24 protein-coding genes are annotated in these 24,195 nt (G+C 69.4%); 17 read left to right on the forward strand and 7 right to left on the reverse strand.

Annotated features, from left to right (window positions below):
* Positions 1-84 precede the first annotated feature (84 nt).
* Complete coding sequence (locus B0F77_RS00600) at positions 85-543, forward strand: cysteine dioxygenase (RefSeq protein ID WP_086660730.1); 459 nt, start codon at positions 85-87, stop codon at positions 541-543.
* On the opposite strand, the gene B0F77_RS00605 is transcribed toward B0F77_RS00600, so the two are convergent.
* Complete coding sequence (locus B0F77_RS00605) at positions 524-1,168, reverse strand: pyridoxamine 5'-phosphate oxidase family protein (protein WP_086660731.1); 645 nt, start codon at positions 1,166-1,168, stop codon at positions 524-526. The genes B0F77_RS00600 and B0F77_RS00605 overlap by 20 nt on opposite strands.
* Positions 1,169-1,365: 197 nt before the next feature.
* Between B0F77_RS00605 and pdxR the strand changes: the two genes are divergently transcribed.
* Positions 1,366-2,793, forward strand: a complete 1,428-nt coding sequence (pdxR, locus tag B0F77_RS00610; RefSeq protein WP_086660732.1) for a MocR-like pyridoxine biosynthesis transcription factor PdxR — start codon at positions 1,366-1,368, stop codon at positions 2,791-2,793.
* On the opposite strand, the gene B0F77_RS46880 is transcribed toward pdxR, so the two are convergent.
* Positions 2,777-3,724, reverse strand: coding sequence for a GNAT family N-acetyltransferase (locus B0F77_RS46880; protein WP_158102550.1), 948 nt, complete (start codon positions 3,722-3,724; stop codon positions 2,777-2,779). The genes pdxR and B0F77_RS46880 overlap by 17 nt on opposite strands.
* 57 nt (positions 3,725-3,781) lie before the next feature.
* On the opposite strand from B0F77_RS46880, the gene B0F77_RS00625 reads away from it, so the two are divergent.
* Complete coding sequence (locus B0F77_RS00625; RefSeq protein ID WP_086660734.1) at positions 3,782-4,831, forward strand: D-alanine--D-alanine ligase family protein; 1,050 nt, start codon at positions 3,782-3,784, stop codon at positions 4,829-4,831.
* Positions 4,832-4,843: 12 nt separating this feature from the next.
* On the opposite strand, the gene B0F77_RS00630 is transcribed toward B0F77_RS00625, so the two are convergent.
* Both B0F77_RS00630 and B0F77_RS00635 read right to left on the reverse strand, forming a co-directional pair.
* Positions 4,844-5,410 (reverse strand): DUF3515 domain-containing protein, encoded by a 567-nt coding sequence (locus B0F77_RS00630; protein WP_245847742.1) that lies wholly within the window; start codon positions 5,408-5,410, stop codon positions 4,844-4,846.
* A 19-nt stretch (positions 5,411-5,429) separates the two neighbouring features.
* Positions 5,430-5,663 (reverse strand): Lrp/AsnC ligand binding domain-containing protein, encoded by a 234-nt coding sequence (locus B0F77_RS00635; RefSeq protein WP_053736927.1) that lies wholly within the window; start codon positions 5,661-5,663, stop codon positions 5,430-5,432.
* Positions 5,664-5,760: 97 nt separating this feature from the next.
* On the opposite strand from B0F77_RS00635, the gene B0F77_RS00640 reads away from it, so the two are divergent.
* The 5 genes from B0F77_RS00640 to B0F77_RS00660 are packed head-to-tail and all read left to right on the forward strand — an operon-like array spanning position 5,761 to position 9,624.
* On the forward strand, positions 5,761-6,729 hold the full coding sequence (locus B0F77_RS00640; RefSeq protein WP_086660735.1) for a thiamine-phosphate kinase: 969 nt from the start codon (positions 5,761-5,763) through the stop codon (positions 6,727-6,729).
* A gap of 55 nt (positions 6,730-6,784) precedes the next feature.
* Positions 6,785-7,195, forward strand: coding sequence for a GNAT family N-acetyltransferase (locus B0F77_RS00645; RefSeq protein ID WP_086660736.1), 411 nt, complete (start codon positions 6,785-6,787; stop codon positions 7,193-7,195).
* 10 nt (positions 7,196-7,205) lie between these two features.
* Positions 7,206-7,727 (forward strand): gamma carbonic anhydrase family protein, encoded by a 522-nt coding sequence (locus B0F77_RS00650; protein WP_086660737.1) that lies wholly within the window; start codon positions 7,206-7,208, stop codon positions 7,725-7,727.
* Positions 7,728-7,747: 20 nt separating this feature from the next.
* Positions 7,748-8,422 carry a uracil-DNA glycosylase gene (locus B0F77_RS00655; RefSeq protein ID WP_086660738.1) on the forward strand — a complete coding sequence of 225 codons (675 nt, stop codon included), beginning with the start codon at positions 7,748-7,750 and terminating at the stop codon, positions 8,420-8,422.
* 26 nt (positions 8,423-8,448) lie between these two features.
* Complete coding sequence (locus tag B0F77_RS00660; protein WP_281252453.1) at positions 8,449-9,624, forward strand: MFS transporter; 1,176 nt, start codon at positions 8,449-8,451, stop codon at positions 9,622-9,624.
* 18 nt (positions 9,625-9,642) lie between these two features.
* Here B0F77_RS00660 and rpmB read toward each other — a convergent pair whose 3' ends face one another.
* On the reverse strand, positions 9,643-9,834 hold the full coding sequence (rpmB, locus tag B0F77_RS00665) for a 50S ribosomal protein L28 (RefSeq protein ID WP_030467945.1): 192 nt from the start codon (positions 9,832-9,834) through the stop codon (positions 9,643-9,645).
* Between the two features lie 148 nt (positions 9,835-9,982).
* Between rpmB and B0F77_RS00670 the strand changes: the two genes are divergently transcribed.
* The 3 genes from B0F77_RS00670 to B0F77_RS00680 all read left to right on the forward strand — a co-directional run bounded on the left by B0F77_RS00670 (position 9,983) and on the right by B0F77_RS00680 (position 15,154).
* Complete coding sequence (locus B0F77_RS00670) at positions 9,983-11,593, forward strand: DAK2 domain-containing protein (RefSeq protein WP_086660740.1); 1,611 nt, start codon at positions 9,983-9,985, stop codon at positions 11,591-11,593.
* A 14-nt stretch (positions 11,594-11,607) separates the two neighbouring features.
* Complete coding sequence (gene recG / locus B0F77_RS00675; protein WP_086660741.1) at positions 11,608-13,764, forward strand: ATP-dependent DNA helicase RecG; 2,157 nt, start codon at positions 11,608-11,610, stop codon at positions 13,762-13,764.
* A gap of 190 nt (positions 13,765-13,954) precedes the next feature.
* Positions 13,955-15,154, forward strand: coding sequence for a hypothetical protein (locus B0F77_RS00680; protein WP_086660742.1), 1,200 nt, complete (start codon positions 13,955-13,957; stop codon positions 15,152-15,154).
* Positions 15,155-15,176: 22 nt separating this feature from the next.
* Here the strand turns inward: B0F77_RS00680 and B0F77_RS00685 are convergent, their stop codons facing one another.
* The gene (locus tag B0F77_RS00685; protein ID WP_086660743.1) at positions 15,177-16,448 is read right to left on the reverse strand and encodes a coiled-coil domain-containing protein; all 1,272 of its coding nucleotides are present in this window, start codon (positions 16,446-16,448) and stop codon (positions 15,177-15,179) included.
* Between the two features lie 317 nt (positions 16,449-16,765).
* On the opposite strand from B0F77_RS00685, the gene B0F77_RS00690 reads away from it, so the two are divergent.
* From B0F77_RS00690 to coaD, 5 genes are all read left to right on the forward strand, one after another.
* On the forward strand, positions 16,766-20,143 hold the full coding sequence (locus B0F77_RS00690; RefSeq protein ID WP_086660744.1) for a pyruvate carboxylase: 3,378 nt from the start codon (positions 16,766-16,768) through the stop codon (positions 20,141-20,143).
* A gap of 121 nt (positions 20,144-20,264) precedes the next feature.
* A complete protein-coding gene (locus B0F77_RS00695; RefSeq protein WP_086660780.1) occupies positions 20,265-21,338 on the forward strand; it encodes an MBL fold metallo-hydrolase in 1,074 nt (357 codons plus the stop codon).
* 34 nt (positions 21,339-21,372) lie between these two features.
* Entirely contained in the window at positions 21,373-21,822 is a 450-nt protein-coding gene (locus B0F77_RS00700; protein ID WP_342746765.1) for an SDR family oxidoreductase, read from the forward strand.
* Positions 21,823-21,826: 4 nt separating this feature from the next.
* The gene (rsmD, locus tag B0F77_RS00705) at positions 21,827-22,381 is read left to right on the forward strand and encodes a 16S rRNA (guanine(966)-N(2))-methyltransferase RsmD (protein WP_086660745.1); all 555 of its coding nucleotides are present in this window, start codon (positions 21,827-21,829) and stop codon (positions 22,379-22,381) included.
* Positions 22,382-22,434: 53 nt separating this feature from the next.
* Positions 22,435-22,917, forward strand: coding sequence for a pantetheine-phosphate adenylyltransferase (gene coaD / locus B0F77_RS00710; protein ID WP_086660746.1), 483 nt, complete (start codon positions 22,435-22,437; stop codon positions 22,915-22,917).
* On the opposite strand, the gene B0F77_RS00715 is transcribed toward coaD, so the two are convergent.
* On the reverse strand, positions 22,914-23,354 hold the full coding sequence (locus tag B0F77_RS00715) for a GNAT family N-acetyltransferase (protein WP_425435597.1): 441 nt from the start codon (positions 23,352-23,354) through the stop codon (positions 22,914-22,916). The genes coaD and B0F77_RS00715 overlap by 4 nt on opposite strands.
* Positions 23,355-23,455: 101 nt before the next feature.
* On the opposite strand from B0F77_RS00715, the gene B0F77_RS00720 reads away from it, so the two are divergent.
* Entirely contained in the window at positions 23,456-24,172 is a 717-nt protein-coding gene (locus tag B0F77_RS00720; RefSeq protein WP_086660747.1) for a DivIVA domain-containing protein, read from the forward strand.
* Positions 24,173-24,195 lie beyond the last annotated feature (23 nt).

Below are 24,195 nucleotides of genomic sequence, written 5' to 3' on the forward strand. Positions count from 1 at the left end.
CATGTCCTTCAACGCATGTTGCTGTTGTACCTGGCGATAGTCCCGCGTCCTCTTTTCGCGCTCGCCTGGTAAGGACTTTTCCCGATGTTCGCCGTTCCTGAGAACAGCCTCGTTCTGCCTGAAAACTCCGCGTTGCTGCACCCCGTGCGGGTGGCTCTGGCGTGGGCAGCCGACCGCGACCGCTGGAAGCACCTGCTGCGGTACGACCCCGAAGAGCGCTTCTCGACGTTGGTGGAGAAGACCGCCGACCAGGAGATCTGGCTCATGAGCTGGCTCCCCGGTCAGACGGCCTCGCTGCACGACCACAACACCACGTCCGGCGCGTTCACCGTCGTCAGCGGTGTGCTCACGGAGGTGGTGACGACCCGCATCCAGGTGGTGCACTCCCTTCACGCCGGTCAGTCACGCGTGTGGGGGCCCGGCTACGTGCACCAGGTGCGCAACGACGGCGTCGATCCCGCCGTGTCGCTCCACGTGTACCGCCACGGCACACGGGCCATGACCTCGTACCGCTACGACCCGGTCAACGGCCCCGTGCGCTGACGTGCGGCGGAATCGCCTTGTCCGTCTCGTGCGGCACCGGCGTACCCCACGTCTGGACGAGCGGCATGTGCCCGGCCCACACGAGGTTGGCTTCGAGGTCCGACGGCTCCTCGCCCGGCCCGCCCTCGCGCACCTTCACGCTCGCCTCGGTGAGGTCGATCTCCAGCGCGACCGTCTGCGCGAGCTCCTTCTTGGAGGGGCTCCGCGCGTAGTCCCAGCTGCCGGGCGTGACGTGCTCGACGATCGTGCGCAGCGCGTGTTCGGGGTCCTCGGCGATCTTCGCGGTGCCGTGGACGATGGCCGACCGGTAGTTCATCGAGTGGTGGAACACCGACCGCGAGTAGACGACGCCGTCCACCAGCGTGACCGCGACGCAAACCTGCTTGCCTTCCAGCATGCTCCTGATGGACCGTGAGCCCGTCGACCCGTGCAGGAAGATGCGGTTGCCGTCCCGCCCGTACGCGGTGGGGATGAGGAACGGCGCCCCGTCGACCTCCACGGCGAGGTGGCAGACCAGGCCCGCGTCGAGGATGTCGTAGAGCACCTGACGGTCTTGGACGGCTCGCTTCTTGCCGCGGACGACAGTGCTGCGCGGGGTCGGGGAGAGCTGCGTTTCAGCGGTCATGCTCCCACTGTGGACGTTCAAGTGGCATCATAGAAGCACCATTCCTAACCAATTCGAGAAGGCCACTTTGCTGAACGGCGTCTGCAAGTACCGCCAACTCTTGATCCAATCGCCGCCAACTACGCCCAACCTGTTCGTCGTCTGCCGAACCGGCACGTGGCCGCCGAGGCGAGTTGGTAGTAGCAAAGTGCCTGTTGATGTTGAGTTGGCGGTACTTGCAGACGCCGTTGGCCGTCAGGGGTGGGGGGCCGGCCGTGGCTGAGGCCGCGTTGCCCGTCGCGTTGGACCGCGAGTCGCCCGAACCGCTCGCCGTCCAGCTTGCTGATGCGCTGCGTTCCGCCGCGTCGGAGGGACGGTTGCGAGCGGGCGACCGCCTGCCGTCCACACGCGCGTTGGCCGATTCGCTCGGTGTCTCGCGCACGGTCACCGCCGCCGCCTACGAACAACTCCACGCGGAAGGCTGGATCGCGGGCCGTCACGGTTCCGGCACCTACGTCACCACGACCCCGCCCGGCCCGCTGCGCAAACGTTCGCGCAAGCCGGTCGTGCCCGCCATCACCGACTTCGTCGACCTCGGCACGGGCGCGCCGTGGGCGAGCGGCCTCGACCGCGCGGCCTGGCGCAGGGCGTGGCGGGCCGCGGCCGACGCGCCGCCGTTGTCCCGTCCCGAACGCGCCGGGCTGCCCGAGTACCGCGAGGCCATCGCCGAACACCTGCTGCGCCACCGAGGTCTGGCCGTCAACGCCGACCCCGTGCTGGCCACCGGCGGCACCACTGCGGTGCTGACTGAGATCGCGGTCGCGGTGCTGCGGCGCGGTGACGCGGTGGCCGTCGAGGAACCCGGCTACCAACGTGCGGTGGGCGTCTTCAAGGCCAACGGCCTCAAGGTCGTGCAGGCGGCCGTCGACGCGGAAGGGCTTCTCCCGGACGCGGTTCCCGCCGGCGTCAAGGCCGTCTACTGCTCGCCGGCCCACCAATATCCGTTGGGCGGCCGCATGTCGGCCGGGCGCCGGGTCGCGCTGGTCGAGCGCGCGCGAAGGGACGGCTGGCTCGTCATCGAGGACGACTACGACGGCGAGCTCAGATATGACGTGGCACCGCTGCCGTCACTGGCCGCGCTGGCACCGGACGTCGTGGTCCACCTCGGCACCACCAGCAAGATCCTCACGCCGACGCTCGGCGCGGGCTGGATGGTCGCCCCCGAGCACATCGCCACGACGGTGCTCGAACACCGCGACCTGACCGGCACGAGCCCGGCGGCCGCGGGGCAGCGGGTCGTCGTCGAACTCGCCAGGATGGGCGACCTCGGCCGGCACCTGCGCAAGCTGCGGCGAGAGCTGTCCGAACGGCGTGCGCTCATCATCGACACGTTCGCCGACGCGGGCATCAAGGTGCTCGGTGACGACGCGGGCGCGCACGTCGTGGTGTTGCTGTCCAACGCCGACCAGGAGCGCGACCTGATGAGGCAGGCGCTCGAACGCGGTCTGCGGGTGGACGGCCTGGCCCGGCACTACGTGAACCGCGCCAAGCTGCACGGGCTCGTCATCGGCTACAGCGCGTGCTCCCGGGAACAGCTGGTCAACGCCCTGCCGGTGCTCACCGAACTGCTCAGCACGACCGGCTGACCACGACGATCTCGCGAGACAGCCGAAAGCCCAGCTGCTCGTTGACGCGGATCATGTGGGAGTTGGCCGCGTCCGTGCCGGTGTCGATGCGTTCGAGCTCCGGCCGATCGGCTCGTAGCCACCGCAGCAGGTGAGCCTTGATCACCCGGCCGAGACCATGGCCGCGATGGGCGGGCATGACCATCGTGCTGCCCCAGCGCGTGTCCGTCGTGTCCGATGGGTGCAGCGGGACGTCGGTCAGCGCCACGACACGTCCGGTGGCTTCCGCGACCGCGACGACGACGCGTTGCTCGACACCGGCCGCACGAGCCTCGGCTTCCTCGGCCCGCACCACCTCGGGTGACCACTCGGGCACCTGCGCCGCGGACGCCGTGGCCGGAGCGTCGCGGATCGACTGCCTGGTCTCGGCTACGGAGGCCAGCAGGCGCTCCGGCGTCGCACCGATCCAGTGCTCCACGCGGTAGCCGCCGGGAACGGTCGTGGTCAGGGCGGCCTCGGAGATCGTCAGTTGTTGCAGGACCCTGGACGCGACCACCTGGAACCCGCGCGCCACCGCCCAGTGCTCGCCGGCGCTGTCCTTGGTCACGCCCCAGCTCTCGAACTTCTCACCGCCGCGGGCGCGCAGTTCCGGCAGCAGCGCGTCGAGCAGCGCGGTGCCGATGCCCTGCCTGCGGTGAGCCGGGTGCACCGTGATCGGGCCGACCGCCAGCCGGGCGTTCACCCCGCTGAGCAACCCCACGGAGGTGATGCCGATGCCCTCGCCGGCACGGCGGGCGACGAGCCGGATCACCTCGCTGAAGTCGGGGTTCGGCTCCCGCAGCGACGCGATGATCCGCTCCCTGCTCGACTCCGGGTGGGCCGCTGCCCACACGTCGGCGTAGGCGTCGACCAGAGCTTCGTCGTCCACGTCGAGCGGTTTGATCTCCAGCACGCGACCGAGGCTAACTGGCAAGTAGGCACAATCGCCCAAACGGGTAGGGTCGCCCGCATGACGCAGCGCAAGACGAGGGTGGCCGTGGTGTTCGGCGGCCGCAGCTCCGAGCACGAGGTCTCCTGCCAGTCCGCCAAGAGCGTCCTGCCGTACCTGGACGCGGACCGCTTCGAGGTGGTGCCCGTCGGCATCACGCCGCAGGGGCAGTGGGCACTCGGCACGGACCCGAACGCGCTGGAAGCCGGTGCCGGCAACCTCCCCACGCTGCGCAACAAGACCGTCGCCGCGATCGAACCCGGTCAGGCTCTGAAGGACGTCGACGTCGTCTTCCCGCTGCTGCACGGCGCGTGGGGTGAGGACGGCACGATCCAGGGTCTGCTCGAACTGGGCGGCCTGCCGTACGTCGGCCCTGGCGTGTTCGCCAGCGCCGCGGCGATGGACAAGGTGTTCGCCAAGAAGATCCTTCAGGCGGAAGGGCTTCCGGTCGGGAAGTTCGTCGCCCTCGACCGCGCCGCCACCACGCTGACCCTCGACGAGCGCGAGCACCTCGGGCTGCCGGTGTTCGTGAAGCCGTCGCGTGCCGGGTCGTCCGTCGGCATCTCGAAGGTGTCCGACTGGGCCGACCTCGACGCCGCGATCTTCGAGGCGCGTCAGCACGACCCCAAGGTCATCATCGAGGCCGCCGTGCCGAACGTGCGCGAGATCGAGCTCGCGGTGCTGGAGTTCCCGGACGGTCGCGTCGAGGCTTCGCTGCCCGCCGAACTGCGTCCGGTCGGCGAGAGCGTCGAGTGGTACGACTTCAACGCCAAGTACGTCGACGACTCCTACGAGGCCGACATCCCCGCGAAGCTCGACGACGACATCACCGCGCAGCTGCGCGAGATGGCCGTCACCGCGTTCAAGGCGCTCGACTGCCAGGGACTGTCCAGGGTGGACTTCTTCCTCACCGAGCAGAACGAGCTCATCATCAACGAGCTCAACACCATGCCCGGTTTCACGCCGATCTCCATGTACCCCAAGGCGTGGGAGGCGACCGGCATCGACTACTCGACGCTGCTGACCACGTTGATCGAGACGGCGATCACGCGCGGCTCCGGCCTGCGCTAAGGCCAGGCACGGTCACCGCGCCTCGGTCTTGACCGGCTGCTTCGGCAGCAGGTCGCGCACCGTCGTGGAGATGTCCTGCAACGGTCCGGTGCCCGCGTCGTCGGGCACCGTCAGCGCCACGTACGCACCGCGGTCCACGATCACCCACGTCGAGCTGCCGGAACCGGGCAGCTGCAGCCACTGCACGTCGGAGATCACCCGCAGCTGCGAGGTCGCGTTCAGCTCGGACGGCCGTGGCATCCCGCACCGCAGCACGACCGGATCGTGTTTGGCGTCACCCCACGCGACGGTGGCGGGCGGCGCGGGCGAGGCGAGTTCACGGCGCGGCAGCATGTCCTTCCCGGACGGCAGCCCCACCGGCAGTTTCTCGATCAGGGACACGCACGCCGGTGAGCCCGAGTCCGGTGCGTCGATCGAGACCAGCGCGAGAGGGCCCGTGCGACCGGGCACGTCGTGCGTCTGGTTTCCCGTGCCCAGCACTAGACCGAGCGTGGCGACACCGATGGCGAGCAGCACGGCGAGCCCGACCGCCGCGAGCAGCGGCCGGGACAGCGTCGACGTGGATTCCTGCTGAGTCACCCAGCTATGGGAACACGAGCTACAGATGCACGACCGGGCAGGTCAACGTACGAGTGATTCCTTCGACGTTTTGAATGCGCGCGACCACCAACTGGCCGAGCTGGTCGACGGTGTCGGCTTCAGCGCGGACGATGACGTCGTAAGGACCGGTGACGTCTTCAGCGGTTGCTACCCCGGTGATACCGGAAATCTCGGAGGCGACTGCGGCGGCCTTGCCGACCTCGGTCTGGATGAGGATGTATGCATGCACCACGGCGTGCCCCTTCGTCGCGACAGGTTGGGTCGAGGTAGGAACGTGTCACGCAACGTACCCCAGTTGGGGTTCCGAATGCTCAGATTGGGAGGCAACTTTGCGTCCGGAGCCGCCGCGCGACGCGGAGACGGTCGCCGAAGTGGGTGAGTTCCATCTCATCCATCGGGTGACAACCGGTCGGGCGCAACCCGAGACGACCATCCTCGGTCCCGGGGACGACGCGGCCGTGGTCGCCGTTCCGGACGGCCGGGTCGTGGCCTCCATGGACGTGCTGGTCGAGGGTGTCCACTTCAGACTCGACTGGTCCAGTCCCGAGCAGGTGGGCCGAAAAGCGGCCGCGGTGAACCTCGCGGACATCGTCGCGATGGGCGCGTTGCCGTCCGGTCTGCTCGTCGGGATCGCCTGCCCGCCGGACACTCCCGCCGCGACGGTGCAGGGGATCATGTCGGGACTCTGGCAGGAGGCGGCGCAGGCCGGCGCGGGCATCGTCGGCGGCGACATGGTCAGCTCCGCCACGCTGGTGATCTCGATCACGGCCATGGGCGACATGAACGGGCTCGAGCCGATCACGAGGTCCGGCGCGCTCGTCGGTGACGTCGTGGCGGTGACCGGCAGGCTCGGCTGGGCGGCCGCCGGACTGGCCGTGCTCGGCCGCGGCTTCCGTTCGCCGGTGGGCATCGTGAACGCCCAGCGCACCCCGGAGCCTCCTTATGAGGAGGGGCCCAAGGCCGCGGAGGCCGGCGCCACGTCGATGATCGACGTCTCGGACGGGCTGCTGCAGGATCTCGGCCACATCGCGGACTCGTCGGGCGTGGCGATCGACATCCGCACCGAACTGCTGCCGCTGCACCCGCGCCTGCTCGACGTCGCGTCGGCGCTCGGCGGTGACGCGCGGCACTGGGCGCTGACCGGAGGCGAGGATCACGCGCTCGCGGCGACCTTCCCCGGTCCCAAGGCGGTTCCGGCGAACTGGACGACCATCGGCACGGTCCGCGCGGGCGAAGGTGTGACGGTCGACGGCAGGATTTACGAAAAACCTCCTGGCTGGGAGCACTGGCGCGCGTAAACTGGCCGATGTGGAACTATGCGCGCGGACGTATGACCATCCAGACTCGGTCAAGATGATCGCTGACCTGCAGCAGGTCTACGTCGACCGCTACGGCGATGTCGACATCACGCCGGTCGACCCGGCGCAGTTCGCCGCACCGCTCGGCTACTTCGTGATCGGCTACCTCGACGGAGTGCCCGTCGCGTGCGGTGGCTGGCGGATCAGCCCCGAGCTCGAGGGCGCGGCCGAGATCAAGCGGATGTACGTCGTCGACTCCGTGCGCGGCAAGGGGTTGTCCCGGCTGATCCTCGCCCACCTGGAGGTGACCGCGCGCGAAGCCGGTCTCCAGCGGATGGTGCTGGAGACCGGCCTGCGCCAGCCCGAGGCGATCAGCCTGTACACCTCCAGCGGTTACGAGCGGATCGACAACTTCGGCGTGTACCGCGACCACCCGGAAAGTCGTTGCTTCGGGAAGCCGCTGTAGGTTCGGGCGCATGGCCATCTATGCGTTGGGGGACTACACGCCGCAGATCCACCCGGACGCGTACGTGCACCCGGATGCGACGGTGATCGGTGACGTGCGCATCGGCGCGCATTCGTCGGTGTGGCCGCAAGCCGTGCTGCGCGGTGACTACGGCCGCATCGTCGTGGACGAGCGCACGTCGGTCCAGGACGGCACGGTGATCCACTGCACCGAGGTCCACCCGGTGCACATCGGGTCGTCGTGCGTCATCGGCCACAACGTGCACATCGAGGGCGCGACGGTCGCGGACGAATGCCTGATCGCCTCGGGTTCCGTGGTGCTCAACGGTTCCATCGTGGAAAAGGGCGCGATCGTCGGCGCCGGCGCGGTCGTCTCGTTCGACGGGCACGTCCGCGAACGCACGATGGTGCTGGGAGTTCCTGCCCGTGAGCGTGCTGGATATGTTGTGCCAGAACAGGCCTGGGCGTTCATCGTGGAGAAGTACGTGCAGAACATCGGCTTGTACCGGGAGAAGCTCCGTCGGTTGGATTGAGTGAGATAGGGTTCACAGCCGTGGCTCGTCCCCTCAACGAAGTTGTCGAAGCCGGTTGGGCTGAAGCTCTCGCCCCCGTTGCTGACCAGATCGCCGCCATGGGTGAGTTCCTGCGCGCGGAGGTCGCCGCCGGCCGCACCTACCTACCGGCGGGCGAGAACGTGCTCCGCGCGTTCCAGCAGCCGTTCCACCAGGTCAAGGTGCTGATCGTCGGTCAGGACCCGTACCCGACGCCCGGTCACGCGGTCGGCCTGTCGTTCTCGGTGGCCCCTGACGTGCGGCCGATCCCGAAGTCGCTCATCAACATCTACAAGGAGTACGCGGAGGACCTCGGTCACCCGCTGCCCTCCAACGGCGACCTCACGCCGTGGGCCGAGCGCGGTGTGCTGCTGCTCAACAGGGCGCTGACCGTGCAGCCCGGCAAGGCGAACTCCCACCAGGGCAAGGGCTGGGAGGCGGTGACCGAGCAGGCCATCAAGGCGCTGGCGGCCCGCGACGCACCGCTGGTCTCGATCCTGTGGGGCCGCAACGCGCGCAACCTGCGCCCGCTGCTGGAACCGTTGCCCGCCATCGAGTCCGCGCACCCGTCGCCGCTGTCCGCGCATTCCGGGTTCTTCGGCTCGAAGCCGTTCAGCCGCGCCAACGAACTGCTGGAGAAGCAGGGCGCGGAGCCCGTCGACTGGAAGCTCCCGTAGTTCTTCCGGCAAGACGTGATCTGACGCTGACGGCCGCCGGTGCGGCCGTCAGCGAGTTCGGCAACTCGTTGTCCCTGCTCGTCCTGGTGTTCTGGGCGACGCCGATCAGCCCGCTGCTGGTCGCCGCGATCCTGGTCGCCGAACTGCTGCCGCTCGTGCTCGGCGCACCGATCGCCGGTGTGCTCGTCGACCGGCTGCCCAACCGCCGCCTGCTGATCATCGCGCTGCTGTTTCAGGGCGTCGCGATCGCGGCGATCGCGCCGCTGATGGGCGCGCCCGCGTTCGTTGTGGCGCTGGTGTTCCTCTCGGGGTGCGGGCGTGCGGTCGCCCAGCCCTGCATCTCCGCTCTCGTTCCGCACATCGCGGGCGAAGAAGAAGCGACGCGTGGTTACTCGTGGCTCAGCACCGGGCGCAGTCTCGGGAGCATGGCGGGCGTCACCGGCGGTGCGTTGCTCGCCGGGATCTTCGGCCACCCCGCCGCGTTGCTCATCGACGGTGGCACGTTCGTCGTCTACGCGGCGATGCTGGCGTTCGTGCGCACGGAACGTCGGCCTTCTGGCACGCACGAGGTGCGTCCCAGCGCTCTCGCGGGCATTCGGCACGTGCGGCGGGACCCCGTGCTGTTCACGGCGATCATCGGACTGGCTTTCTGCGTCGGTGCGGTGGTCGTGATCAACGTGGCCGACCCCGCGTTCGTGCGGTACGTGCTGCGCGGCGACGAGTTCGTGCTGGGCGCGATGCAGGCGTGCTGGATGACCGGGATCCTGGTCGGCAACAGGCTTGCCGCGCGGCTTCGCAGCCTGTCGGGAGTGGCTCACGCGATCGCTGTCGCCGCCGTCACCACTGGCGTCGGGGTGCTGATCCCGGCGACGTTCCCGTTCGTCGTGGCGGCGGGGACCGGCTGGGTCATCGGCGGCGTGTCGAACGGGATCCACAACGTGGCCCTGAACGCCATCGTCCGGTTGCGGACGCCTGAGGAGATGCGCGGGCGTGCGTTCGCCGCAGTCGGGTCGATGGTGGTCGGGGCGAACCTGCTCGGGACTGCTGCCGCGGGCGGGTTGCTGCTGGTCATCGGGCCCCGGGCGGTGTTCGCGCTCGGTGGCACGGGGGCGTTGCTCAGCGGTGTCGCCTGCCTGGTGTTCGTGCACCGGGCCCTGAAACGCGGAAGGAGCCCGGCTTCCGCCGAGCTCCTTCCGAACTAAAACGAACTGTGGCGGTGATCAGCCGCGCACGACCTTGCCAGCCTTCAGGCAGGACGTGCACACGTTGATCCGCTGGCGCTGCGAGGCCGAAACCTTGGCGCGCACAGACTGGATGTTCGGGTTCCAGCGGCGGTTCGTCTTCCGCTGGGAGTGCGAAACCGAATGGCCGAAGCCCGGCCCCTTGCCACAGACGTCGCACACGGCAGCCACGTCAGCCACTCCTTCAGGTTCCTCAAGCGGTAAGTCTCGCGTCCCGGTGGGCGCGCAAGCGTGCACAAGCCTCAACCGGGCACGGCAACCCAGTCAGGGTAGCCGGTGGCCTCACCCGCGACCAAACCGGGTGGATACTCTCGCCGCCATGCAGGTCATGGATGCGGTCGCGGTGCGCAGGTGGGCGGACGCGTGCGTGCGGTCGTTGGACGCCAATCGGGAGTCGATCGACCAGATCAACGTCTTTCCCGTGCCGGATGGTGACACAGGTACGAACCTGCTGCACACGATGCAGTCGGCGCTCGACGCGCTGCTGCGCTCGCCGATCTCCACAGTGGGTGACGCGCTGGCCGCGCTGGCCCGTGGCGCGCTGGCCGGAGCACGCGGCAACTCCGGCGTGATCCTTTCGCAGGTGCTCAGGGGCCTCGCGGAGACCGTGCAGGAGGTTTCCCTGGTCACCGGCTCCGCGCTGCGCAAGGGCCTGCAACGGTCCGATGAGCTCGCCACGGCTGCCGTGTCCAAGCCGGTTCCCGGCACGGTCCTGTCCGTGCTGCACGCCGCCGCGGAGGCCGCGCGCGACTGCCCGTCCGACGAGTTGGACGAGGTGGTGCTGGCGGCGTCCCGCGCGGGTGCCGTCGCACTGGCCGACACGCCTCGTCAGCTCGCCGTGCTGGCCAAGGCGGGGGTGGTCGACGCCGGCGGGCGCGGACTCGTTGTGTTGTTGGACACACTGGCCGCGGTGATCACCGGCCAGACCGTGGAAACACCGATAGACGCGCCGTTGCTGCCGCGCACGCCCGAGTCGCTGACGACCGAGCGCGAGAGTGGATCGTCGGAGTTCGAGTACGAGGTCATGTACCTGCTCGACGACACCTCGGAGGAGGCGGTTGTCGAGCTGCGTGCGTCGTTGAACCTGCTTGGCGACTGTGTGTCGGTTGTGGGTGACGGTGCTTCGTTGTGGACCGTGCACGTGCACTGCAACGACATCGGCGCGGCCATAGAAGCCGGCGTGCGTGCCGGGCGGCCGCACCGCATCACCGTGGCGCGGTTCGCCGACCAGATCGCCGCGCAGGCTTCGCGGTTCGTGCGCGACCGGGCGATCGTGGTGGTGGTGAGCGGCGCCGTGGACCTGTTCCGCGCGGAGGGCGCCGTGGTGTTCGACCTCGCTTCTTCTTCGGCGACGCCCACGGACCTGTTGTCGTCCATCGTGTCGACGCGCGCGCGTCACGTCGCCGTGCTGCCCGGTGATCCGGACATCCGTGAGGCACTAGAGGAGGCCGTGGCGTACGCACAGGCCGCAGGGCAGGACGTAGTGGTGGTGCCGACGTTCTCGCCCGTGCAGGCCCTCGCGGCGTTGGCGGTGCACGACGCGTCCAGGCGCGCTGGTGACGACGTTGTCGCGATGGCCGAGGCCGCCGCCGCGACCCGCCGCGGTGAGCTCTCGATCGCCGCCGACGAGGCCATCACGTGGGTCGGCCGCTGCCAGCCCGGCGACCTGCTGGGCATGCTGGACGGCGAGGTCGTGCTGATCGAGCCCGGGCCGGTGTCGCCGGAGTCGTTGATGGACCTGTCGTGCCGGCTGGTCGACCGCATGCTCGCCGGCGGCGGCGAGCTGGTGACCGTGATTTTGGGTGCAGGCAGCCCGGATGGTTTGGTGGACGTGCTCGAGGACCACCTGCGGGTCACCCATCCGGAGGTGGAGATGACGGCGTATCCGGGCGGACAGCCGGACGCTGTCATTTTTGTCGGTGTCGAGTAGTTCAATGGGACGCGATGATCTCCTTCGACGACAAGCTGCAGCCGCTGCTCGGCAAGAAGACCGCCGACGCACTGGAGACCGGCCTCGGCCTCACGACGGTCGGTGACCTGCTGCGCCACTACCCGCGCCGCTACGACGAGCGCGGGAAGCTGACCGACATCAGGTCGCTGGAAATCGACGAGCACGTCACCGTGCAGGCCGAGGTCCGCAAGTGCACCAAGCGCCGGATGAAGGCGCGCCACGGCCACATGACCGAGGCGGTGATCACGGACGGCACCTCCGAACTGCACCTGGTGTTCTTCGGCAAGGTGGCGTTCGTGGCCGAGCAGGAGCTCCTGCCGGGTACGCGCGCCCTGTTCGCGGGCAAGGTGGGCCGCTACCGCCAGAACCTGCAGCTGGTGCACCCGGCGTTCGAGATCCTCACCCCGGAGTCGGACGGATCGTCGTTCCTGCAGGCGTTCCTGCCCGTCTACCCGGCTTCGCAGCACATCAACACGTGGAACATCGCGAACTGCGTGAAGCAGCTGCTGGAGATCTGGGACGGCGTGCCCGAGGACCCGCTGCCCCCCGCGTTCCGCGAGGAACACGGCCTGACCGGGCTGGAATCGGCGTTGCGGGCGATCCACCGGCCGGAGAGCTGGGCGGAGATCTCCGTGGCGCAGCAGCGGCTGAAGTGGGACGAGGCGCTGGCCGTGCAGCTCGCGCTCGCCCAGCGCCGCAAGGCTTCCACCGCCCGCCCGGCGCCGTCCTGCGCGCGGCGGTCCGGCGGGATCCTGGACGCGTTCGACGCGCGGCTGCCGTTCAAGCTGACCAACGGCCAGGTGGAGGTCGGCGAGCAGATCGCCTCCGACCTGGAGTCGGTCGTGCCGATGAACCGCCTGCTGCAGGGGGAGGTCGGGTCGGGAAAAACGATGGTCGCGTTGCGAGCTATGTTGCAGGCCGTCGACGCGGGCCGTCAGTCCGCGATGCTCGCCCCCACGGAAGTCCTTGCGGCACAACATGCTCGCTCGCTGCAGGAGATGCTCGGCGACCTCGCCCAGGCCGGCCAGCTCGGCGGCGCGGAGGATGCCACGCGCGTGACGTTGCTGACGGGCTCGATGAACACGGCCCAGCGACGCCAGGCGTTGCTCGACATCGTGACCGGCGAGGCGGGCATCGTCGTCGGCACGCACGCGATCATCCAGGAGAAGGTGGAGTTCCACTCCCTGGGCCTGGTCGTCGTGGACGAGCAACACCGCTTCGGCGTAGAGCAACGCGCCGCCCTCTCGGCGCGCGGAGCGGTCGAGAACCCGCACGTGCTGGTGATGACCGCGACGCCGATCCCGCGCACGGTGGCCATGACCGTCTACGGCGACCTGGAGGTGTCCGCGCTGCGCGAGTTGCCGGGCGGCCGCTCGCCGATCAAGACCTCGGTGGTGCCCGTGCGCGAGAAGCCGACCTGGCTGGACCGCGCCTTCGCCCGCGTGCGCGAGGAAGTAGCCGCCGGCCACCAGGCGTACTTCGTCTGCCCGCGCATCGGCGACGAGGAGCCCGCGAAGTCCGACGACGAGGACAAGCGCCCGGCCCTGTCCGTGATCGACGTGGCGAACATGCTGGCGCAGGGCCCGTTGCGCGGCCTGCGCATCGAGATCCTGCACGGCCGCATGCCCCCCGACGAAAAAGACGCGGTGATGCGCGCCTTCGCGGCCAACCAGGTCCAGGTGCTGGTAGCCACCACCGTCATCGAGGTCGGCGTGAACGTCCCGAACGCCACCGTCATGGCCATCATGGACGCCGACCGCTTCGGCGTCTCGCAGCTCCACCAGCTCCGCGGCCGCGTGGGCCGAGGCAGCGCGCCAGGCCTCTGTCTGCTGGTCACCGAAATGCCGGAGATGACCGCCACCATGGAACGCCTGCGCGCCGTCGAGTCCACTCTGGACGGCTTCGAACTCGCCCAGCTGGACCTCGAACTGCGCCGCGAGGGCGACATCCTCGGCGCCGCGCAGTCGGGCCGCCGCTCGGCCCTGAAGATGCTCTCGCTGCTGCGCGACGAGGACATCATCGCGGACGCCCGCGTGGCCGCCCAGCAGGTGGTGGACGCCGATCCGGACCTGGAGAAGCACCCAGGGCTGGCGGGGATGGTGGGCACGCTGCTGACGGAGGAGAGGGCGGACTTCCTGGAGAAGGCCTAGTAGTGCTTTGTCGGGTCCGGAGGGACGGACTTCCGCGACAGCGGGCACAGGCAACCCCGGTGGTCGCGCTCTCACGATGCTGCACCTGTAAGTTGGTTGTAGTTACGAGCCGATGTAATCGATTGCAGATCACCTCAACCACCACCAACTGCGCTGGTAGCCGTCGCGCGGCCCCGCGGGCCGTCGCGGGATGCTGGTTCACCTGAAGGTGTCCGCGTGGCACGTGCCGGATTTGTCCGATCACCTCGGTACGTTCGCTGCCGTGCGCCGCCTGACCATCACCGCGCTCGTCGCCGCCCTCACCATCGCAACGCAAGCTCCGGCCCTCGCGGAGCCCGTCGTGCTGACCGGCGAGGAGTCCCGCTACCCGCACGCGATCCGCCTGGAGCACGGCACGCAGCGGGGTTCGATCCTGCTGGCGTTGCACGGCAATCACGTCGTGGACGTGTTGCGCGCGAACCGGGGCGGCAAGAAGTTCAAGAAGGTCGCGGCGTTCGTCGACACCGCGAGTACGCACGCGACCTGCTGTGGGCACCTCTACGAGTTGCCGAGTCAGGTCGGCGCGATGCCCGCGGGCACGGTGCTGTGGGTGGGCTCGGTGGGGTACAAGGAGGAGACCGTCAAGGCGCGGATCTGGCGGAGTCCGGACGCCGGCGAGACGTGGCAGTACCTGTCGGAGTGCGCGCGGGCCAGGCCTCAGGGCGGGCTGTGGGAGCCGGATTTGTCGGTGGACGCGAACGGCAGGCTCAACTGCTACTTCGCGGACGAATCGGACGCCGCGCACAGCCAGTACATCGGGCGGACGGTGTCGGTCGACGGCGTCAGCTGGTCGGCCAAGGAGAAGATCGTCGCCGTCGAACCCAAGGGCTATCGGCCGGGGATGGCGCAGGTCAAGCGGTTGCCGACGGGCAGCTACTACATGATGTACGAGATTTGCGCGCAGCCGAACCAGTACTTCTGCGAGGCGTACCACCGGACGTCCCCGGACGGCGTGAACTGGGGTGATCCGGCGTGGTCCGGCACCAGGCCGACGACGAGGGACGGCAAGTACTTCGCGCACACGCCGTCGATCACCCTCGCGCCCAACGGCACACCGGAGGGGCGCGTGATCCTCATGGGACAGATGCTGATGTCCAGGAACGGCAAGGTCGACGCCGGCAACGGCAGGACGGTCTTCGTGTCGGAGAACGGCGGCAGGGACGGCTGGTACGAGGTCCCCGCGCCGGTTCCGGTGCCAGGAGCGCGCGACAACTACTGCCCGAACTACCACCCGGCGGCGGTCGCCTCGCTCGACGGCACGTCGCTCATCGGGTTCGCGAGCGACTTCTCGCCCAACGGCGCGTGCCAGACGAGCTGGGCGACCGGCAGCCTGCCGCCGTTCCCCGGCTGATCAGCGAGGCAAAACCGCGAGATCAGTCCTGGCGGGGCTTCGGCAGCTGCTGGGTCTTCTCCTCGTCGAGCTTCGCCGAACCGTTCTCGGCGCCGTTCTCCGAGCCGTCCTCCAGCGGCTTCAGCACCGACATCGCCGCGTCCACCGCGGCCTGCGCGGCGTGGAACTGGGTCGCGAGGTTGTCGTGCGCCGAACGCAGGGAGGCTTCCTTCTCGGCCGCGGCGGCGGCGCGCTGGTCGGCCTCGGCCACGGCGGCCGCTGACTTCTCCTCGGCCTCGCGGACCAGTGCGGACGTCCTGGCTTCGGCGTCCCGGACCAGCGTGGTGGCCTTCTCGTCCGCCTCGCGCACCGTGGAAGCGGCCTTCTGCTCGGCCTCGGTGACGGTCGCCTCGGCCTTCTCGGACGCCTCGCGCAGGGTGGTGGCCGCCTTGTCCTCCGCCGCGCTGACCAGGGCTACTGCCTGCGCGGACGCGTCGGACGTGGTCTTCTCCGCCTTCGCGAGCGACTCCGCCTCGAGGTCGGCGAGGGCCTTCTCGGCCTCGGCCTGCTTGAGCTTGAGGGCCTCGTCGAGCTTGTCCAGCGCCTCGACGCGGGCGACCTCGGACTCGGCGGCGATCCGCTCGGCCTCGGCGCGCGCGTCCGCGAGCACCTTCTGGTGCTCGGCGGTCAGCGTCGCCTTCAGGCCGTCGTACTCCTTGTCGAGCGCGTCGTGGTACGCCTTGTACTTCGCGTCGAGCTCGACGCGGCGGGCGTCCAGGTCGGCCGACTTCTGCTCGAACTCGGCGGCGACGCGCTCGGCGTCGGCACGGACCTCGGCGACCAGGGCCTCGTGCTCGGCGGTCAGCTTCGCGCGCAGCGCCTCGAACTCGGCCTCCAGCTCGGACCGGCGGGCCGCGAACCTCTGGTCGAGCTCGGCGTTGCGCTGCTGGAAGCTCACCTCCAGCTGCTTGCGGCGCGCCTCGGTCTCGGCCAGCAGGCGGTTGTGCTGCTCGCGCTGGTCGGCCGCCCACTTCTCGGCCTCGTTGCGCGTGGCGGCGGCCTTGTCGAGGGCGTCCTTGCGGATGTCCGCGATCTCTTCCTCGGCCAGCGACATCATCACGCGCACACGCTCGGTGACGTTCGACGCGCTCACGGGACTGTTGGCCAGGTTCTGGAGCTGCATCTTGGTCTTGTCGAGATCGGCGCGCATCGAGTTCAGGAGCTTGGTCAGCTCTGCCACCTGCGCGGCGGCCGCGTCTCGGGAGCGGTTCGAGTTCTTGAGGTCGAACTCCAGGCGAGTGACTCGTTCATTCACCTGTCGCTGGTTGTAACCACGAAGGACAACGTCGAAATGCGGTGTGCGGGCAGTAGGCTGCCCGGCTCCATCAGCCCCGGCCATATGGCTCACCCTACCGAGATGGCTCCCAAGATCGTCACTCGATCTGGTTAATCCCACTACCGGGTGGAGTCTGACCGGGTGGTGGGTATCCACCCGGCTCCCAAACCGCGAGAATCCTCACGAGCAAGACCGATCACGATGACACCCATCACGTGAGACAGTCCTCCCAACTGGCAAGAGTCGCACGGTAACGTGCCTGAACTGACCGCTGAGCTGCACCGGGAGGGTTACGGATGTTCCGCAAGGTTCTTGTCGCCAACCGCGGCGAGATCGCGATTCGCGCGTTCCGAGCCGCCTACGAACTGGGCGCGGGAACGGTCGCCGTTTTCCCTCACGAGGACCGAAACTCGCTGCACCGGTTGAAGGCGGACGAGTCCTACGAGATCGGCGAGCCGGGCCACCCGGTTCGGGCGTACCTCTCCGTCGACGAGATCATCAAGGCCGCCCGCAAGGCGGGTGCCGACGCGATCTATCCGGGCTACGGCTTCCTGTCCGAGAACCCGGAACTCGCGATGGCGTGCCGCGAGGCCGGTCTCACGTTCATCGGCCCCGTCGCCGAGGTGCTGGAACTGACCGGCAACAAGGCGCGCGCCATCGCCGCCGCCCGCGAGGCCGGGCTGCCGGTGCTGGAGTCGAGCCCGCCGTCGTCGGACGTCGAAGAGCTGCTCGAAGCGTCGAAGACCATGCGTTTCCCGGTGTTCGTCAAGGCCGTCGCCGGCGGTGGCGGCCGGGGCATGCGCAAGGTCGACGACCCGGCCGCGTTGCGCGAGGCCCTCGAAGCCGCCTCCCGCGAGGCGGAGTCGGCGTTCGGCGACCCGACCGTGTTCCTCGAGCAGGCCGTGGTCGAACCGCGCCACATCGAGGTGCAGATCCTCGCCGACGGCCAGGGCAACGTGATCCACCTCTTCGAGCGCGACTGCTCCGTGCAGCGGCGCCACCAGAAGGTCATCGAGATCGCGCCCGCGCCGAACCTCGACCCCGAGCTGCGCGACCGCATCTGCAACGACGCGGTGAAGTTCGCCCGCCACATCGGCTACCGCAACGCCGGCACCGTCGAGTTCCTGCTCGACCCGCAGGGCCACTACGTCTTCATCGAGATGAACCCGCGCATCCAGGTCGAGCACACGGTCACCGAGGAGGTGACCGACGTCGACCTCGTGCAGTCGCAGATGCGCATCGCGTCCGGTGAGACCCTCGAAGACCTCGGCCTCAGCCAGGACACCGTCCAGCTGCGCGGCGCGGCGCTGCAGTGCCGCATCACCACGGAGGACCCCGCCAACGGGTTCCGCCCGGACACCGGCACGATCAGCGCCTACCGCTCGCCCGGTGGTTCCGGCATCCGGCTCGACGGCGGTACGGCCGGTGCCGGCATGGCCATCAGCCCGCACTTCGACTCGATGCTCGTGAAGCTCACCTGCCGCGGCCGCACCTTCTCCCTCGCCGTCGCCCGTGCGCGCCGTGCGATCGCGGAGTTCCGCATCCGCGGTGTGTCCACGAACATCCCGTTCATCCAGGCCGTGCTGGACGACCCGGACTTCTACGAGGGCCGCGTCACCACGTCGTTCATCGAGAAGCGCCCGCACCTGCTGACCGCGCGCCACTCGGCCGACCGCGGCACCCGCCTGCTGACCTACCTCGCGGACGTCACGGTCAACCACCCGAACGGCACCCGCCCGACCGCGGTGGACCCGCGGGAGAAGCTGCCGGTCGTCGACCTGAACGCCGAACCGCCCGCCGGCTCCAAGCAGAAGCTGGTCGAGCTCGGCCCCGAGGGCTTCGCGCGGTGGATGCGGGAGAGCAAGGCCGTCGGCGTCACGGACACGACGTTCCGCGACGCGCACCAGTCGCTGCTGGCGACCCGAGTGCGCACCAAGGACCTGCTCGCCGTCGCGCCGCACGTCGCGCGCATGACGCCGGAGCTGCTGTCGCTGGAGTGCTGGGGCGGCGCGACCTACGACGTGGCGCTGCGGTTCCTCGCGGAGGACCCGTGGGAACGGCTCGCCGCGCTGCGCGAGGCCGTGCCGAACATCAACCTGCAGATGCTGCTGCGCGGCCGCAACACGGTCGGCTACACGCCGTACCCGGAGGCGGTCACCAAGGCGTTCGTGCAGGAGGCGACGAACACCGGCATCGACATCTTCCGGATCTTCGACGCGCTGAACGACGTCGAGCAGATGCGCCCGGCGATCGAGGCCGTGCGCGAGACCGGGACGGCGGTCGCGGAAGTCGCCCTGTGCTACACCAGCGACCTGTCCAACCCGGACGAACGTCTGTACACACTGGACTACTACCTCAAGCTCGCCGAGCAGATCGTCGGCGCGGGCGCCCACGTGCTGGCCGTCAAGGACATGGCCGGCCTGCTGCGCGCACCCGCCGCCGCCCGCCTGATCTCGGCGCTGCGCAAGGAGTTCGACCTCCCGGTCCACCTGCACACGCACGACACGGCCGGTGGCCAGCTCGCGACCTACCTGGCGTCGATCCAGGCCGGGGTGGACGCCATCGACGGCGCCGCCGCGTCGATGGCCGGCACGACGTCGCAGCCGCCGCTGTCGTCGATCGTGGCGCTGACCGACCACACCGAGCACAGCACGGGCCTCAACCTGCAGAACGTCTGCGACCTGGAGCCGTACTGGGAGGCCGTGCGCAAGATCTACGCGCCGTTCGAGTCCGGCATCCCCGGCCCGACCGGCCGCGTCTACCACCACGAGATCCCCGGTGGTCAGCTCTCGAACCTGCGCACCCAGGCCGTCGCACTCGGCCTCGGCGAGAAGTTCGAGGAGATCGAGTCGATGTACGCGGCCGCCGACCGCATGCTCGGCCACCTGGTGAAGGTGACGCCGTCGTCCAAGGTCGTCGGTGACCTCGCGCTGCACCTGGTGGGCGCGGGCGTGGCCCCGAAGGACTTCGAGGCGGACCCCGGCAAGTTCGACATCCCGGCCTCGGTGATCGGCTTCCTGCACGGCGAGCTGGGCGACCCGCCCGGCGGCTGGCCGGAGCCGTTCCGCAGCAAGGCCCTGGAGGGCCGGCCGGCGCCGAAGCCGATCGAGGAGCTGTCGCCGGAGGACGAGGCAGGGCTCGCGGACGACCGCCGGGCGACCCTGAACAGGTTGCTGTTCCCGGCGCCCACCAAGGAGTTCCGCACGCACCGCGACGCCTACGGTGACACGTCGGTGTTGCGCTCCAAGGACTTCTTCTACGGTCTGCGTCCTGGCGAGGAGTACTCGGTCGACCTGGAACCGGGAGTGCGCCTGCTGATCGGCCTGGAGGCGATCTCCGAGGCCGACGCGCGCGGCATCCGCACGGTCATGGCGACCCTGAACGGTCAGCTGCGGCCGATCCAGGTCCGCGACCGGTCCGTCGCGGCCGACATCCCGGCCGCGGAGAAGGCCGACCGCGCCAACCCGAACCACGTCGCGGCGCCGTTCGCGGGCGTGGTGACGGCGGCGGTGGCCGAGGGCGACTCGGTCGACGCCGGCCAGACCGTCGCGACGATCGAGGCCATGAAGATGGAGGCCGCGATCACCGCTCCCAAGGCCGGCAAGGTGCAGCGCCTGGCGTTGCGCGGCGCCCAGCAGGTCGAGGGCGGCGATCTGCTGATCGTCCTGGAGTAGCTCCGCTTTGCGCGAAGGGCCCGGCCGGCTGGCCGGGCCCTTCGTCGTGCTGCGGGGCCTGAGGAACTCGACGACCATTTCCTGCGTTGCACCGGGCACGGAGCAGGAAGAGGGTTCGATCATGAAGAAGGCGTTGGCCGGGCTGCTCGGACTGGCGGGTGTGGCCTGGGCGTTGCGGGACGTGCCCCGGCAGCTGGGCGGCAAGCCGGATCCGGTCCGGATGGCGCGTTCGCCGCGGTACCGGAGCGGGAAGTTCCACAACGACAAGGAAGTCCGCACGGTCCCGGACGGCGACTCCTTCTCCGTGCGCGACTTCATCTTCGGCGGCGAGGACCGCAAGCCGTCCTCCGCGGTACCGCTGGTGGGACCGGCCGCGCCGGTGACCTCCGGCCTGCACATCACCTGGTACGGCCACGCGTCGGCGTTGATCGAGATCGACGGCGCCGCGGTGCTGGTGGATCCCGTGTGGAGCGACCGCGTCTCGCCGTCCGCGCACGTTGGACCGAAGAGATTGCACGCGGTTCCACACGAACTGTCTGATTTGCCCGCCTTGAGCGCTGTGGTGATCTCGCACGACCACTACGACCACCTGGACATGGCGACTGTGGACACGTTGGTGCGCACGTCGTCCGCCGTGTTCGTGGTGCCGTTGGGGCTGGGCGCGCATCTGCTGCGGTGGGACGTGCCGGCGGACCGGATCGTCGAGCTGGACTGGGACGAGTCGCACTCCGTCGACGGGTTCACGCTCACTTGTACTGCGGCACAACACTTTTCCGGTCGTTCGGTGCAGCGCAACGTGACGTTGTGGGCGTCGTGGGTGATCGCTCGCGGCTCCCGGTCGGTGTTTTACAGCGGTGACACCGGGTACTTCCCCGGCTACAAGACGATCGGCGAGGCGCACGGGCCGTTCGACGCGGTGCTGATGCAGGTCGGCGCGTACAACGACGCGTGGCCGGACATCCACATGACGCCGGAGGACGGCGTTCGGGCTTTCGACGACCTCGGCGGCGGGCTGCTGATCCCGGTGCACTGGGCGACGTTCAACCTGGCGCTGCACCCGTGGGGCGAGCCGATCGACCGGGTGTGGCGCGAGGTGAAGGCTCGGGGGATGAAGCTGGCCGTGCCTCGGCCGGGAGAGCGGGTCGACGTGGACGCGCCAAACGATGTTGACGGGTGGTGGCAGGCTCTCGCCTGACGCCTTCAGGTCTGGGGAAAGCGCTCTTGATCTTGTGACGGCAAGGGCGGGGCCTGCGCGCCGGCTCACCAACTACGAGGCCAACGTGGTCAGCGCGGTGCTCGTCACCGAGGCCCTCGCGCCACGGCTCGCGGACAACGGCCGCGTGATCGACATCGGTTCCATCGCGGGCCGCCGCGGTGGCGGCAGCTACGGCGCCGCGAAGGCCGCGGTGGAGGCGTGGACCGCGGACCTGGCCGGCGAACTGGGATCGCGCCGGATCACCGCCAACGTCGTGTCACCCGGCCTGATCGTCGACACGGAGTTCTTCGGCGACTCGATGACCGACGAACGCCTGAACACGCTCGTGGGGCAGACCAAGAACGGCCGCGCCGGCACGCCGCAGGACGTGGCCGCGCTGGTGGCGTTCCTCGCGTCGGAGCACGCCGGACACATCACCGGCCAGGTGCTCGCCGCGAACGGCGGAGCGCACCTGGGACGATGAGCCGGTGACACGAATCGTTGCCGGGACCGCGGGTGGGCGGCGGCTCAGGGTGCCGCCCAAGGGCACGCGGCCCACGTCCGACCGGGTGCGTGAGGCGCTCTTCAGTTCGCTTGAGGCGATGATGGACCTCGACGGCGTGCGGGTGCTGGATCTGTACGCCGGCTCGGGGGCGTTGGGGTTCGAGGCGTTGAGCCGGGGGGCGGCGCACGCGACGTTCGTCGAGTCGGACAAGCGGGCGGCCGAGGTGCTCAAGGCGAACGCCAAGGAGCTGGGGTTCGGCGACTCGACGATCGCGCACCGCACTGCTGAGGCGTACGTCACCGGTGACGGGGAGAAGTTCGACGTCGTGTTCGCCGATCCGCCGTACGCGGTGAGCGACGACGAGCTGCGGAAGGTGCTGCACGCGCTGGCGCACCGGCTGGCCGCCGACGCGGTGCTGATTGTGGAACGTGCTTCGCGAAGTGGCGAACCAGATTGGCCTGCGGTAGTGGAACCGTTGCGTGCCAAGCGATACGGCGACACGGCCGTGTATTGGGGTCAGGTGCGTTCTGATGGGTGACGAGAACCACGGACACGCCTGGAGGCGTCCGATCGGGTGCTAACGTCCGCTTCATGACGCGTGCCGTGTACCCCGGCTCCTACGACCCGGTAACCAACGGCCACCTGGACATCATCGGGAGAGCCGCGCACCTGTTCGAAGAGGTCGTCGTCGCCGTGCTCATCAACAAGAACAAGCGCACCTTGTTCGACGTCGAGGAGCGCCAGGAGATGCTGCGCGAGGTCACTGCCCAGTGGGACAACGTGCGCGTGGATTCGTGGCACGGGCTGTTGGTCGACTACTGCCGTGAGAACAACATCAAGGCCATCGTGAAGGGCCTGCGGGCGGTCAGCGACTACGACTACGAGTTGCAGATGGCCCAGATGAACCACCAGCTCACCGGCGTCGACACGCTGTTCATGCAGGCCAGCCCGCAGTACTCCTACCTGGCGTCTTCGCTGGTCAAGGAGGTCGCGACGTACGGTGGCGACGTCTCGACGCTGCTGCCGGCGACGATCGAGCAGCGGCTGCAGCAGCGCCTCGCCGAGACCCGCTAGAGCGACAGCTTCATGCCCACGTGCGACGCGGTGAAGCCGAGCCGCTCGTAGAACCGGTGCGCGTCCACCCGTGACGCGTCGGTCGTCAGCTGGACCATGCCGCAGCCGCGGGCGCGGGCCTCGTCGACCGCCCAGGTCACGAGTAGCTCGCCCAGGCCGCGGCCGCGCTGGTCGGAACGCACCCGGACGGCCTCGACGGTCGCACGGGTCATGCCCATCCGGGACAGGCCGGACGTGAAGGTGAGCTGCAGCGTGCCCACCACCTCGTCACCGGCCACCGCGACGGCCAGGTACTGGTGCGGGTCGGCGTCGATCACCTCGAACGCCTTCAGGTAGGCCGGGTCGCCCGGCTGTTCGCGCTGAGCGCCCAGGTGGTCGTCGGCGAGCATCGCCACGATCGGGTGGACGTCGGCCGCGGTGGCCCGCCTGATGCTGATGGTCACGGCAAATCCTGACACGCCCTGCCGATCTCCCTCTTTCGGGGAGATCGGCAGGGCACACTTGTGGATGGGGATCCACAGGGGTTAGGGAGTGAGACGTGTACCGGGTGTTCGAGGCACTCGACGAGCTCGTCACGATCGTCGAGGAAGCACGCGGAGTACCGATGACCTCGGGCTGTGTCGTGCCGCGCGGTGACGTGCTCGAACTGCTCGACGACGTGCGCGATGCCATTCCCGCGGAGCTGGACGACGCGCAGGACGTGCTCGACCACAAGGACGAGCTGGTCGGCAAGGCCAAGCACGACGCGGAAGCGGGCGTCTCCAAGGCGCGGGCGGACGCCGACCGCATGCTCGCGGAGGCCCAGGCCGAGGCCGAGGCGATGCTGTCCGACGCGCGGGCCCGCGCGGAACGGATGATCGCCGAGGCGGAGGACCAGGCGGAACGGACCGTGGCCGCCGGCCGGCAGGAGTACGACGACCTGGTGGGCCGCTCGCACGCCGAGGCCGAGCGGATGATCCAGGCAGGCCGTGCCAACTACGAGCGCGCGACCGAGGACGGCAGGGCCGAGCAGGCCAGGCTCGTCAACGAGCAGGAGGTCGTCCGGGCGGCGCACGCCGAGGCGGCGCGCCTGCTGGACGCCGCGCAGAGCGAGTCGATCCGGCTGCGTTCGGAGTGCGACGCGTACGTGGACGGCAAGCTCGCGGACTTCGAGGACCTCCTCGCGCACACGCTCAGGTCGGTCGGCAAGGGCCGTTCGCACCTGCGCGGACCGGCCGTCGCGGGGGCCGCGGCGCCGTTCGACTACGGTGCCTGACGAACCAGCTTGGTCGCAGGGCG

Source organism: Lentzea kentuckyensis, assembly GCF_002150765.1.
Lineage (GTDB): Bacteria > Actinomycetota > Actinomycetes > Mycobacteriales > Pseudonocardiaceae > Lentzea > Lentzea kentuckyensis.